Genomic DNA, 12550 nt, shown 5'->3' with positions numbered 1-12550 from the left:
CCCCTTCCCGGGCCGGGCTCCCGCCCGCCGCCCGGACCGCTCAGGCCGTCCCCGCGTTCTTCGCCGCGACCACCGCGTCGAAGACCTCCCGCTTGGGCAGCCCCGCCTCGCGCGCCACCTCCGCGATGGCCTCCTTGCGGCGCTCCCCGGCGGCCTCGCGCACCGCCACCCGGCGCACCAGCTCGGCGGCGTCCACCGCGCCGGGCGCCTCGGCGGGCGCGCCCTCGACCACGACGGTGATCTCGCCCCGCACGCCCTCCTCCGCCCAGGCGGCCAGCTCGCCCAGCGTGCCGCGCCGCACCTCCTCGTAGGTCTTGGTCAGCTCCCGGCAGACCGCGGCCCGGCGGCCGGCGCCGAAGGCCTCGGCCATGGCGGCCAGCGCGGCGGCCAGCCGGTGCGGGGCCTCGAAGTAGACCAGCGTGCGGCGCTCCCCGGCGGCCTCGCGCAGCCGCGCCAGCCGCTCGCCCGTCTTGCGCGGCAGGAAGCCCTCGAAGCAGAACCGGTCCACCGGCAGCCCCGACAGCGCCAGCGCGGTCAGCACGGCGGACGGGCCGGGCACGGCCGTGACCCTGATCCCGCGCTCGACGGCGGCGGCCACCAGCCGGTAGCCGGGGTCGGAGACCGACGGCATCCCCGCGTCCGTGACCAGCAGCACCCGGGAGCCCTCCGACAGCGCGTCGGCCAGCTCCGGGGTGCGCGCGGCCTCGTTGCCCTCGAAGTACGACACCACCCGGCCGGAGATCCGCACCCCGAGAGCCTGGGTGAGCCGCCGCAGCCGCCGGGTGTCCTCGGCGGCGACGATGTCGGCCCCCTCCAGCTCGGCCGCGAGCCGGGGCGGTGCGTCGGCGGTGTCGCCGATGGGTGTGCCTGCCAGTACGAGTGTTCCGCTCACCCCGCCATCCTCGCAGCTCCGGCGGGGGCCGAGGCCGGCGCGGGGCCGCCGGCCCTCCGGTGCGCGGCACCGCGCGGGAGGACCGTTCCCTACGATGGCCCGCGTGACCAGTGACACCGCGACTCAGGCCCGGCACGGGGAGCCCGTCGGGGAGCAGGCCCCGGCGTGGCGCGGGCGGCTGCGGCGCTACGGATACGCCCCGCCGCCCCGGGCGGGCACGCGGGAGCGGCTGGTGCCGCCGTACCCGGAGCCCGGCCGCGGCCGGGTGTGGAGGCTGTTCGGACTGGACGGGGACGACGCGCGGCTGCTGGGCCGCCTTGCGGCGTGGGGCGGCCCGCTCCTCGTCGCGCTCCTCGCCGGCCTCCTGCGCTTCTGGAACCTCGGCTCGCCGCACGCGGTGATATTCGACGAGACCTACTACGCCAAGGACGCCTGGGCGCTGTACCGGCTCGGCTACGAGGGCACCTGGCCCGACGGCGCCAACGACACCATCCTCGACAACCCCGCGGCGGCCCCGCTGAGCGAGGCCGCCGCGTACGTGGTGCACCCGCCCGTGGGCAAGTGGATCATCGCCGTGGGCGAGGCGGCGTTCGGTCTGACGCCGTTCGGCTGGCGCTTCATGGTGGCGGTGCTCGGCACGCTGTCGGTGCTGATGGTCTGCCGCATCGGGCGCCGGCTGCTGCGCTCCACCGCCCTGGGGTGCCTGGCGGGACTGCTGCTGGCCGTGGACGGCCTGCACCTGGTGATGAGCCGCACCGCGCTGCTCGACCTGGTGCTGATGTTCTTCGTGCTGGCGGCCTTCGGCTGCCTGCTGATCGACCGCGACCGGGCCCGTGCCCGGCTCGCCGCGGCCCTGCCGCCGGACGGGCGGCCCGAGGCGGACACCGGCGACCGGCTGGGCCTGGGCGCACGCCCCTGGCGGCTGGCCGCCGGGCTCTGCCTGGGACTGGCCTGCGCCACCAAGTGGAGCGGCCTGTACGTCCTGGTCGCCTTCGGGATCCTGACGGTCCTGTGGGACGCCGCCTCCCGGCGCACCGCCGGGGCCCGGCACCCCCACCTGTCGATGCTGCGCCGGGACGCCGCGCCCGCCTTCCTCTCCCTGGTGCCGGTCGCGGTCGCCGTCTACGTGGCCTCCTGGGCGGGCTGGTTCGCGGGCCGGGACGGCTACTTCCGCACCTGGGCGGAGGGGCGCCGGGGGCTGTCACCGGAGTCGCTGCCCCTCCCCTTCACCGGTCTGAAGCTGCCCCTGCCCCAGTTCGACATGACCTGGGTCCCGGCCCCGCTGCGCAGCCTGTGGCACTACGAGAGCGAGGTCTACAGCTTCCACGTGGGGCTGACCTCCGAGCACACCTACCAGTCCCACCCCTGGAGCTGGCTGGTGACCGCCCGCCCGGTGTCGTACTTCTACGAGTCCTCCGACAGGGGGGAGGACGGCTGCACGGCGGAGGGCGGCTGCGCCCGCGAGGTGCTCGCCCTGGGCACCCCGCTGCTGTGGTGGGCGGCCTGCTTCGCGCTGCTGTACTGCCTCTACCGCTGGGTGCTGCGGCGGGACTGGCGCGCGGGCGCGATCCTGTGCGGGGTGGCGGCGGGCTGGCTGCCGTGGTTCCTGTACCAGGAGCGCACGATCTTCTACTTCTACGCGGTCGTCTTCGTGCCGTTCCTGTGCCTGGCGCTGGCGATGACGATCGGGGCGATCCTCGGGCCGCCCGGCTGCACCGAGCGGCGGCGGGCGGTGGGCGCGGTGGGCGCGGGCGTGCTCGTGCTGCTGATCGTGTGGAACTTCGTCTACTTCCACCCGCTCTACACCGGGGTGCAGATCCCCAAGGACGCCTGGCAGTCCCGTATGTGGCTGGACACCTGGATCTGATCCGCAGCCCCCGGCCCGCAGCCCCCGGCCCGCAGCCCCTGAGCCCGGGGAGTCCACGCAGGGCGCGGCCCCGGTGAAAAGCGGCGCCGCCCGCCGGTGAGACCGGCGGGCGGCGTTCTGAGAACGGTGCGACGCGAGGCGTCAGCCGCTTCAGTGCTTCTTGACGGCGTTCTTGTTCTCGTTCTCGTTCTCGCCTTCCTGCTTCTGGCCCTGGCCCTGCTTGGCCTCCTGGCCCTGGCCCTGACCCTGGGCCTGCTCCTGCTTCGGAGCGACGTGGATGTCGGACTCCTTCTCGACCTTCACGACCTTCTTGATCTCGACCTCCTCCTTGGAGTTCCGAGAGCAGTCGAGGTTGTTGACGTCGCTGGAGAGGATCGGGATGTTGATGACCTCCAGGTTCGGGCAGGGCAGGATCTGCGCGTTGTTCTCGAACTTGGCCTCACCGGCGTGGGCGCTGGCGGCCCCACCCGCGAGGGCCATGGCGGCGGCGAAAGAAACGACGAGCGTCTTCTTCAGCATCATGCTGTCTTGTCTCCTTGACGAGAGAAGGAAGGTTCCGATGTCCCCGGCCGCCGCCGAGCGGCCGGATAACCGGTTTCCGGATTGCGGCCGCAGTTCGGCCCGCTCACCGGAAAGGCGGGAGTTGCCCCCACGTCGGCGACATTAACCCACCGAATCCCCGATTGCGCGCTTCCGCGTTTCTGCGTGTCCTGCGGAAAGCGGGGGCGGGGAGTCGCCGATAGGCGCACCACCTGGGATTATGCGCTGTCATTGCGCCAAGCGGGTGTTGTTTTCGGCTATATGTCGCGAGCGTGTCATGGAAAGGAGAAAGGCCGCCCCGGTGTGCCGGGGCGGCCTTTCGACAGTGGTGCGCCGGTGGTCCGGTCGGCTCCTCAGTCCCTGAAGGACTCGTAGGAGGAGACCTTCTTCGACTCCACGTAGGTGACGGAGCAGTCGAGGTTGTTGATGTCCGCCGACGCGATCGGGATGTTCACCAGCTCCAGGTTGACGCAGGGCAGGATCTGCGCGTTGTTCCGGAACTTCGGGCCGTCGTCGGCCTGGGAGACGCCGGCTCCGCCGATCACCAGGGCGGCGGCGGAAAGCGCGACGGCGGCGGTCCGCTTCATCTTCATGGCATGTACCTCCAATGTACGAAGCCGCTTCACGGGCTTGCTTGCGTAATGCTAGGAACTGGCGAGCCGAGTACACGGTAAGCCTTGCCGCGCGCCGCGCCGATATTTTCTGCTCCATACGTGTCACGGGCCCGCGCCGCCGGATGCGGCGCGGGCCCGTGACGTTAATTGCCGGAAGGAGGATCGGCCTTCTGCTTCGCAGTGACAACGACTGCGAGGGGTGTTGGTTGTGCTTCCGGAAGAGTGAACCGGGCGAGGCGGGGCGTGCCGGCGGGGTAATCGGAGCGCCTTTATCGCTGTCTATCTTCGGAAAAACACACTAATCATTCCCGGGGTGGACGGACAATCCCCGCGGCCGTTTCACGGAGTCCCGCCGGGCGCCGGTGCGGACGCCTGGCCCCGGTCCGTGCCGCCCACGTGCTCTAGGGTTCTTCGCACGGGCCCCGGCGGTGCCGGTCCGGGGCAGGGGCGGAGATTCGGGAGACTCATGCGTGACGGTCGGAAGGTGGCGGTGATCGGAGCGGTCCTCACCGCCGTGGTCGGAGCCGCCGGGTTCGGGGCGTACACCCTGATCGGCGACAGCGGCGCGGCCGGCGGCGGGAGCGGGCAGGACGTGGCCTTCTCCGACGGCCGGACCGGCGAACCGGCGGCCGAGACGGGCCCGCCCTCGTCCGAGGAGGTCCGCGAGACCGCCGGAAGGTTCCTGAGGGCCTGGCAGGAGGGGAAGGCCGAGGAGGCCGCCGCGCTGACCGACGACGAGGCCGCCGCGGCCAAGGCCCTGGCGGGCTTCCGGAAGGACGCCCGGGTGTCGGGCGTGCGCCTGGAACCGGGCACCGCCGCGGGCGCCGACGTCCCGTTCACCGTGACGGCCGAGGTGGAGTACGACAAGGAGGAGAAGCCCGCCTCCTGGACGTACGAGTCGGAGCTGACGGTCGTACGGGACGACGACAGCGGCGAGCCCGTCGTCGACTGGGAGGCGTCCGTCCTCCACCCCGAGCTCGGCAGCGGCCAGAAGCTGGAGACCGCCGAGGCCGGGGCCCCGCCCGTCAAGGCCCTGGACCGCAACGGCGCCGAGCTGACGGCCGAGGAGTACCCCGAGCTGGCCGCGACCCTGGCCGACCTGCGCAAGCGCTTCGGTGACAAGACCGACGGGAAGCCCGGCTTCGGGATCCGGATCACCGACGCCGCCGGCAAGGAGGTCAAGACGCTCAGGCAGCTCAGCAAGGGCACCCCGGGCGAGCTGAGGACCACGCTGGACGCCAAGGTGCAGAAGGCCGCCGTCCAGGCCATCGCCGGCAAGCCCAAGGCGTCGGTCGTCGCCCTGAAGGCCAGCACGGGCGAGATCCTGGCGGTCGCCAACACCCCGGCGCAGGGCTTCAACACCGCCCTCAAGGGCTCCCTGGCCCCCGGCTCCACGATGAAGATCGTCACCGCGTCGATGCTCATCGAGAAGGGCCTGGCCTCCAGCGCGAAGCAGCACCCCTGCCCCAAGTACTTCACACACGGCGGCTGGAGGTTCCAGAACCTCGACAAGTTCGAGATCAACGGCGGCACCTTCGCGCAGTCCTTCGCCGCCTCCTGCAACACCGCCTTCATCAGCCAGGCCGGCGAGCTGTCGGACGACGACCTCACCAAGCAGGCCCGCGACGTCTTCGGCATCGGGCTGACCTGGCAGGTCGGCACCGCCACCTTCGACGGCTCGGTGCCCGTGCAGTCCGACGCGCAGATGGCCGCCTCGCTGATCGGGCAGGGCGGGGTCAGGGCGAACCCGCTGATCATGGCCTCGGTGTCGGCGACGGTGAAGAGCGGCGTCTTCCGCCAGCCGTACATCGTCTCGCCCGAGGTGGACGGCCGCGGCCTGGCCAAGGCCCCGCGCACCCTCTCCCCGGCCGTCGCCCAGGAACTGCGCTCGCTGATGCGGCTGACGGCCACCAGCGGCTCGGCGGCCGAGGCCATGGCCGGCACCAGCGGCGACTTCGGCGCGAAGACCGGCTCGGCCGAGGTGGACGGCCAGAAGAAGCCCAACGCCTGGTTCACCGCCTACCGGGGCGACATGGCCGCCGCGGCGGTCGTGCCCGCCTCCGGCCACGGCGGCACGAACGCGGGCCCGGTCGTCCGCCAGGTGCTCAACTCCGTCGGCTGACCCCGCCCTCCGGCACCCCCGTACGGCCCGCGCGGGACGGCACCGCGCGGGCCGTACCCGCTCCGGGCAGGACTCCGGGCGGGGCGGCGGGTGAACTCTGTGTGACGGACACCTCCCCGAAGCCGTCGCGGAGCGATACGGTACGGCCCCGAAACGCAAGGCCGACGCCGCGTGAGAAGGCGGCTTCGGAAGAAGGGGGGGCCCGTGCCCACTGACTACGCGTGCCAGGCGGCGGCCGAGCAGGCCGCCCGAGGCATCGCGCCCGTACGGGCGCTCCTGCTGCCCGCCCAGCACTCCGCTCCGGCGCAGCAGGAAGAGGTCTCGGTCGTCATCCGGTCGTTCATGGGCCCCGGTGCGGGCGGCAGGCCGCCCGCGCCGGAGGACTCCGCGCCGCGCGTCGAGCCCGTCGGCGCCCCCATGGGCGCCGCGGTCCTGCTGAGCTTCCTCGACGGCCTGCGGGCGGACCTGAGCGGTGCGCTGGTCGACTGGTACTCCTCGATCCCCGCGCAACTCCCCGTGACGCTGGGCGTGCCGGACGCGGAGCCGTCGGACCGGAGCCCGGCGCGGCTGCCGAACGGCTGGCAGTCCCTGGCCGATCTGCAGAGCAACGCCCAGGACGTGCTGACCGTCCTGTCGAGCCGGCCGCGCGACGGCCGGCAGGTCGGACCCGCGGAGCTGAGCTGGCGGCTGGCCCTGCTGGAGGACGCGTTCTCCGGAGCGCTGCGCCGGATGGGCGTCCCGGAGCAGCCGGCGGCGGACTGCGCCGCGGAGCTGGCGGTCGCCACCGGCTCGCTGTTCGGCCTCAACCGGCCGACCCCGCGCTCGGCCCCGGCCCAGCACAGCCCGTCGTACTGAACCGGCGGCTTCCGCGGGGGCGCCCGCGGCGGTGGGCGGGACCGCGGCGGTGCTGTGGCGTTGCTGTGGCGGACGGGTGCGGTCGGCGCAGGGCGGGCATGAGCGTGCCCGCCCGGGCTGCGACTAGGCTGAGAGGCTGACCAGCCCACCCGAAGACCACACCAGCCCGGCGTGCCGGGCAGCGGGAGCCCCATGGCCACGAACCTCGTCAATCTGGAAGCCGTCGGCAAGGTGTACGGCACCCGTGCGCTGCTCGACGGCGTCTCCCTCGGCGTCAGCGAGGGAGACCGGATCGGCGTCGTCGGGCGCAACGGCGACGGCAAGACCACCCTCGTGCGCATCCTGGCGAAGCTGGAGCCCGCCGACGACGGCCGGGTGACCCACGCCGGCGGGCTGCGGCTGGGAGTGCTCACCCAGCACGACTCGCTCGACCCGGCCGCCACCGTCCGGCACGAGGTCATCGGCGACATGGCCGACCACGAGTGGGCCGGGAACGCCCGCGTGCGCGACATCCTCACCGGACTCTTCGGCGGCCTGGACATGCCCGGCTTCCCGCAGGGCCTGGACACCGTCATCGGCCCCCTGTCCGGCGGCGAGCGGCGGCGCATCGCGCTGGCGAAGCTGCTCATCGCCGAGCAGGACCTGATCGTGCTGGACGAGCCCACCAACCACCTCGACGTCGAGGGCATCGCCTGGCTCGCCGGGCACCTGCGCGCCCGGCGCTCGGCGCTGGTCTGCGTCACCCACGACCGCTGGTTCCTGGACCAGGTGTGCACGCGGATGTGGGACGTGCAGCGCGGCACCGTCCACGAGTACGAGGGCGGCTACAGCGACTACGTCTTCGCCCGCGCCGAGCGCGAGCGCATCGCGGCCACCGAGGAGGCCAAGCGGCAGAACCTGGTCCGCAAGGAACTGGCCTGGCTGCGGCGCGGCGCCCCGGCCCGCACCAGCAAGCCCCGCTTCCGCGTCGAGGCCGCCAACGAGCTGATCGCCGACGTGCCGCCGCCGCGCGACAGCGCCGAGCTGATGAAGTTCGCGAACTCCCGGCTGGGCAAGACCGTGTTCGACCTGGAGGACGTGACCGTCCAGGCCGGGCCCAAGGTGCTGCTCAAGCACCTGACCTGGCAGCTCGGCCCCGGCGACCGGATCGGCCTGGTCGGCGTCAACGGCGCCGGCAAGACCTCGCTGCTGCGGGCGCTGGCGGACGCGGCGTACAGCGGTGGTGAGAAGCAGCCGGCCGCCGGCCGGATCAAGGTCGGCAGGACGGTGCGGCTGGCCTACCTCTCCCAGGAGGTCGCCGAACTCGACCCCGCATGGCGCGTGCTGGAGGCCGTGGAACGGGTGCGCTCGCGCGTGGACCTCGGCAAGGGGCGCGAGATGAGCGCCTCCCAGCTGTGCGAGCGCTTCGGCTTCGGCAAGGACAAGCAGTGGACGCCCGTCGGGGACCTCTCCGGCGGCGAGCGCCGCAGGCTCCAGCTGCTGCGGCTGCTGATGGACGAGCCGAACGTGCTGTTCATGGACGAGCCGACCAACGACCTGGACATCGAGACCCTGACCCAGCTCGAGGACCTGCTCGACGGCTGGCCCGGCTCGCTGGTGGTCATCTCCCACGACCGCTACTTCGTCGAGCGGACCACGGACCGGGTGCACGCGCTGCTGGGCGACGGCACGCTGCGGATGCTGCCGCGCGGGCTGGACGAGTACCTGGAGCGCCGCGAGCGGCTGCGCCAGGCCACCACCGCGGGCGCCCCGGCCGCGGCTCCGGCGGGGCAGACGGCGGCCCGGCCCGCCGCCAAGTCCTCCGCCAAGCCCGCGGCCCTCTCGCGTGCGGCGCAGAAGGAGTTGCAGCGCATCGAGCGCAGGCTGGAGCGGATCGAGGAGCGTCAGGCGGCGCTGCACGCCGAGATGGCCGAGCACGCCACCGACTTCGAGAAGGTCGCCGGACTCGACGCCGAACTGCGCGAACTCACCGATGAGCGCGATGACTTGGAGACGCGCTGGCTGGAACTGGCCGAGGAGGGGTGACCGGAGGCGAAGGAGGAGCCCCCGGCGGACGGTAACGGCCAGGTCGCGGGCCGGTCTCACCTGATGGCCCGGAACGGGAACCGGAGGCGGCTTTCCGGGTGTCCGGTGATAGAAAGAATTTCCTTCCGACCGTCGGCGCCAAGAGCCGGCAACAGCCGAGAAGTGGCGGGCCGTGTCCGATTCGCTCTGCCCCACGGGGGGCGAGGGGCTGGGCAGCCGGTCCGCGCGTGAATGAGGAAACCCATGTCGCAGCCGCCTCCGCCACCAGAACAGCCGCCGTCCGGCGGCTTCGGCCCCCCTCCGGAGCAGCCGGACGACCGGCCGGAGCAGCAGGAGGGGGCGGGACAGCGGGAGAAGCAGGAGCAGCAGGAGCAGCAGGCGCAGCCGGAGAGCGCGGAGCAGGAGAAGGCTCCGCAGGTTCCGCTGTCCAAGTCGCCGCAGCCTCCGGCCGATCAGCAGACGCAGCCGGACCAGCCGGACCAGCCGGGGCAGCCGCCGCAGGCCCCTTCGGGCCCGCCGTCGTACGGCTACCCGCAGCAGCCCGGCCAGTTCGGCCAGGCGCCGCAGTTCCCGACCGACCAGCCCCCGTCGTACGGGTATCCGCAGCAGCCGGGACAGGCGCCCCAGGCGCCGTACGGCCAGGCCCCCGCGTACGGGCAGACCCCGGCGTACGGGCAGCCCCCGGCCTACGGTCAGACCCCGGCCTACGGCCAGCCCCCGGCGTACGGGCAGCAGCCCGGGTACGGCCAGTACCCGACGCAGCCCATGTACGGCGGCGGTGCGCAGCCGCCCGGCGGCAGCGGCAAGAACGCCAAGGTCCTGGCCGTCGTCGCCGCTGTCGTCGCGGTCCTGCTCGTCGCGGGCGGCGGTGTCTGGTTCCTGACCAAGGACGACGGCGGCACCGAGGCCAAGAAGGGCGACAAGGGCACCACCCAGGGCGCGGACGGCGGCTCGGGCGACTCCGGCGGCTCCGGTGACTCCGGCGGTTCCGGCGGCGAGAAGGGCCTGATCGACGCCGAGCTCGCCTGGACGGTCGACCCGCCCAAGGTGGACAAGCAGGACATCATCGCGGAGACGCCCGGCACCTGGTTCGTGGGCGGCAACCTCGTCAAGGCCACGACGAGTTCCACCACCGCTTACGACATGAAGACCGGCAAGATGGCTTGGTCCATCGACATGCCCCGCCCCAAGGACTGCACCGCCGCCTTCGAGATGTCCGAGAACAGGACCGTCGTCCAGTACGGCCGGCGCTGCGAGTTCGTCATGGGCATCGACCTGGCCGCGGGCAAGAAGCTGTGGAACAAGGAACTGCCGTCCAAGCGCGACAGCTCCTCGGAGTTCAGCTACACCGAGATGGCGGTCAGCGGGGACATCGCCGCGGCGGCCTGGATCGGCAACGCGGTCGGTTACGACCTGTCGACCGGCAAGGAGCTGTGGCAGCAGGAGGAGGGCTCGGAGTGCAAGGACCGCGGCTACTCCGGCGGCGCCCAGCTCGTCGCCAAGATCGAGTGCGGCTTCGGCGGCTCGCAGAAGGTCCAGGGAGTGGGCCCGGGCGGCAAGAAGAAGTGGGAGTGGGAGGCCCCCGACGGCATCGAGGTCCTCAAGGTCCTCTCCACCGACCCGCTGGTCCTCGGGGTCAACGCCGGCGGTGAGTCCAGCATCGACATCACCGACGTGATGGTCCTCTCGGACAGCGGCAAGCTCAAGGAGAAGATCACCATCAAGAAGGACCGCCACGAGCTGGGCTGCCGGGGCATCACGCTCAGCAACTGCCCCGGCACGGTGGTGGACGGCGAGACCATGTACATCTCCTCGAAGCCCCACCAGGGCGGCGGGTACGGCCAGACCAGCGAGATCATCGCCTTCGACCTCACCACGGGCAAGTCGAAGTGGCTGGGGGAGCCGACCTCGGGCGGCCGGATCGTCCCGGTCACCGTGGAGGACGGCGCGCTGCTCGCCTACGAACTCCCCGGCTACGACAAGCCGGGCCAGATCGTCACGCTCGACCCGGGCAGCGGCAAGCCGTCCCCGCGGATGAAGCTGCCGGCCGACGGGGCGAAGAAGGAGTACGACATGGCCACCGGCTCCGATGTGCACCCGTTCTGGAAGGACGGCCACTTCTTCCTGGTGAACCACAGGTTCTACGCCTCCGCCGGTCTGAGCGACCTGGCGATAGCCGCCTACAACTGAGGTTCCGCGGCCGTACCCGGCCACCTGCGGCGGCCCGTTGCCGCCGACGGCCCCGCGTCCCCTCCCGCGGAGGGGGCGCGGGGCCGCTCGCGTGGGTCCGCGGGAGTTCCCGCCGGTTCTTGCCGGAAGGGACGCGGGATGCCGGGGGAGCGTGTAGCTTCCGGGGGCAAGACGGAGCCGGGCGGCTCAAAGGGCCGTACGGGAGCGCGGCCCGGCCCCGGAAGACCGGGCCCGATGGAACCGACAGGGGTGTGGATGACCGTGCGGCTCATGGTGGTCGACGACCACCGTCTGCACGCCGAGGCGCTCGCCTCGGCACTGAAGTTGCGCGGGCACCGGGTGCTCGCGGCCGCCGCGCCGGCCGCGGGGGCGGCGGAGCTGGTGGTCAGCAGGGCCCCCGAGGTGTGCCTGTGGGGCACGGCGTCGCCCGCCGAACCCGGGGCGTTCGACCCCGTGGCCAGGATCAGGCGGGAGCGGCCGCAGACCGCCGTGGTGGTGCTGGGCCCGGTGCCCAGCCCGCGGGGCATAGCGGCGGCGTTCGCGGCGGGGGCGTCGGGCTACATACGGCACGACGAGCGGATCGAGGGCGTCGAACGCGGCATGGTCAGGGCGCGGGCCGGGGAGGCGGCGGTGGCGCCGCAACTGCTGCGGGTCGCCTTCGCGGAGCTGCTCAACCCGAGGGCCGAGCCGGACGACGAGGGTGTCAGGCTGCTGCGGATGCTCACCCCGCGTGAGGCCGAGGTGCTGGTGCGGGTGGCGGAGGGGGAGGACACCCGGGCGATCGCGGTGGGCATGGGGATCGCGCCCAGCACGGCCCGTACCCATGTGCAGCGGGTGCTGATGAAGCTCGGGGTCGGATCGCGGCTGGAGGCGGCGGCGCTGGCGGCCCGCACCGGACTGCTGGACCGGGTGGCCGGCGGGCACGTTGGGCACGGCAGGCACGGCGGTGCGGATCGGGGTACGGAACGGGGAGCGGACGGGAGGGCGGGGCCGGGCTGACGCGCCGGCCCCGCCCTCCCGTATCCGCCGCGCCCCGGCCCGTACGGAGGCGGACGGCGCCGGTCAGCCCTCCGCGGGCGGCGCGGCTCCGGGGCCGCCGCCTTCGGTCTCCCGCCGGGACGGCGGCGGAACCGTCGGGCTCAGCCGCAGCCAGAGCAGGAACAGCAGTCCCAGCACCAGCATCGACAGCCCGGACCAGAGGTTGATGTTGACGTCCTGGGCCTTGGCCAGGTCGGCGTCGGAGACGAAGAACCCGGCGATGGTGACCAGGAGGCCGTAGACCACGAACAGCACACCGATGACACGGCGGATGTCGAACAGCCGGGCGGCGCTGGCCGACCGCTCCTCCAGGTCGAGCTCCTCCTCCCGCCAGTCCGGCTCCGGATCGCCCTTGCCGACGCCGGGGACACCGGGATCGGCGGGATCGGCGGGGTCCGGGGGACCGG

General features: G+C 72.9%; 10 protein-coding genes. 6 read left to right on the top strand and 4 right to left on the bottom strand.

The features are described 5' to 3' along the window. Positions 1-40: 40 nt before the first annotated feature. The gene (gene rsmI / locus L7D48_RS18185) at positions 41-892 is read right to left on the bottom strand and encodes a 16S rRNA (cytidine(1402)-2'-O)-methyltransferase (RefSeq protein ID WP_237880513.1); all 852 of its coding nucleotides are present in this window, start codon (positions 890-892) and stop codon (positions 41-43) included. 94 nt (positions 893-986) lie between these two features. On the opposite strand from rsmI, the gene L7D48_RS18180 reads away from it, so the two are divergent. Beyond that, positions 987-2759, top strand: coding sequence for a dolichyl-phosphate-mannose--protein mannosyltransferase (locus L7D48_RS18180; protein ID WP_237880512.1), 1773 nt, complete (start codon positions 987-989; stop codon positions 2757-2759). 150 nt (positions 2760-2909) lie between these two features. Here L7D48_RS18180 and L7D48_RS18175 read toward each other — a convergent pair whose 3' ends face one another. Then, positions 2910-3281, bottom strand: coding sequence for a hypothetical protein (locus L7D48_RS18175; RefSeq protein WP_237880511.1), 372 nt, complete (start codon positions 3279-3281; stop codon positions 2910-2912). Positions 3282-3652: 371 nt separating this feature from the next. Further along, positions 3653-3892: a hypothetical protein gene (locus L7D48_RS18170; RefSeq protein WP_237880510.1), complete on the bottom strand. Its 240-nt coding sequence runs from the start codon at positions 3890-3892 to the stop codon at positions 3653-3655. Positions 3893-4379: 487 nt separating this feature from the next. On the opposite strand from L7D48_RS18170, the gene L7D48_RS18165 reads away from it, so the two are divergent. From L7D48_RS18165 to L7D48_RS18145, 5 genes are all read left to right on the top strand, one after another. Next, positions 4380-6035: a penicillin-binding transpeptidase domain-containing protein gene (locus tag L7D48_RS18165; protein ID WP_237880509.1), complete on the top strand. Its 1656-nt coding sequence runs from the start codon at positions 4380-4382 to the stop codon at positions 6033-6035. 204 nt (positions 6036-6239) lie between these two features. Further along, positions 6240-6890, top strand: a complete 651-nt coding sequence (locus tag L7D48_RS18160; RefSeq protein WP_237880508.1) for a hypothetical protein — start codon at positions 6240-6242, stop codon at positions 6888-6890. Between the two features lie 192 nt (positions 6891-7082). Beyond that, positions 7083-8915: an ABC-F family ATP-binding cassette domain-containing protein gene (locus tag L7D48_RS18155; RefSeq protein WP_237880507.1), complete on the top strand. Its 1833-nt coding sequence runs from the start codon at positions 7083-7085 to the stop codon at positions 8913-8915. A 243-nt stretch (positions 8916-9158) separates the two neighbouring features. Beyond that, positions 9159-11105, top strand: coding sequence for a PQQ-binding-like beta-propeller repeat protein (locus tag L7D48_RS18150; RefSeq protein ID WP_237880506.1), 1947 nt, complete (start codon positions 9159-9161; stop codon positions 11103-11105). 255 nt (positions 11106-11360) lie between these two features. After that, on the top strand, positions 11361-12104 hold the full coding sequence (locus L7D48_RS18145) for a response regulator transcription factor (RefSeq protein WP_237880505.1): 744 nt from the start codon (positions 11361-11363) through the stop codon (positions 12102-12104). Positions 12105-12167: 63 nt separating this feature from the next. On the opposite strand, the gene L7D48_RS18140 is transcribed toward L7D48_RS18145, so the two are convergent. Further along, positions 12168-12455 carry a hypothetical protein gene (locus L7D48_RS18140; protein WP_237880514.1) on the bottom strand — a complete coding sequence of 96 codons (288 nt, stop codon included), beginning with the start codon at positions 12453-12455 and terminating at the stop codon, positions 12168-12170. Between the last annotated feature and the right edge of the window lie 95 nt (positions 12456-12550).

This window comes from Streptomyces sp. ICN903, from assembly GCF_022015835.1.
GTDB lineage: Bacteria > Actinomycetota > Actinomycetes > Streptomycetales > Streptomycetaceae > Streptomyces > Streptomyces fenghuangensis.
This window is presented reverse-complemented; position numbering and strand designations above follow the sequence as displayed.

Bases quoted from the DNA above. Each gene is read 5' to 3' on its own strand.
- L7D48_RS18180 (WP_237880512.1), top strand. From the start codon at position 987: ATGGCCCGCGTGACCAGTGACACCGCGACTCAGGCCCGGCACGGGGAG.
- L7D48_RS18175 (WP_237880511.1), bottom strand. From the start codon at position 3,281: ATGATGCTGAAGAAGACGCTCGTCGTTTCTTTCGCCGCCGCCATGGCC.
- L7D48_RS18170 (WP_237880510.1), bottom strand. From the start codon at position 3,892: ATGAAGATGAAGCGGACCGCCGCCGTCGCGCTTTCCGCCGCCGCCCTG.
- L7D48_RS18165 (WP_237880509.1), top strand. From the start codon at position 4,380: ATGCGTGACGGTCGGAAGGTGGCGGTGATCGGAGCGGTCCTCACCGCC.
- L7D48_RS18155 (WP_237880507.1), top strand. From the start codon at position 7,083: ATGGCCACGAACCTCGTCAATCTGGAAGCCGTCGGCAAGGTGTACGGC.
- L7D48_RS18150 (WP_237880506.1), top strand. From the start codon at position 9,159: ATGTCGCAGCCGCCTCCGCCACCAGAACAGCCGCCGTCCGGCGGCTTC.
- L7D48_RS18145 (WP_237880505.1), top strand. From the start codon at position 11,361: ATGACCGTGCGGCTCATGGTGGTCGACGACCACCGTCTGCACGCCGAG.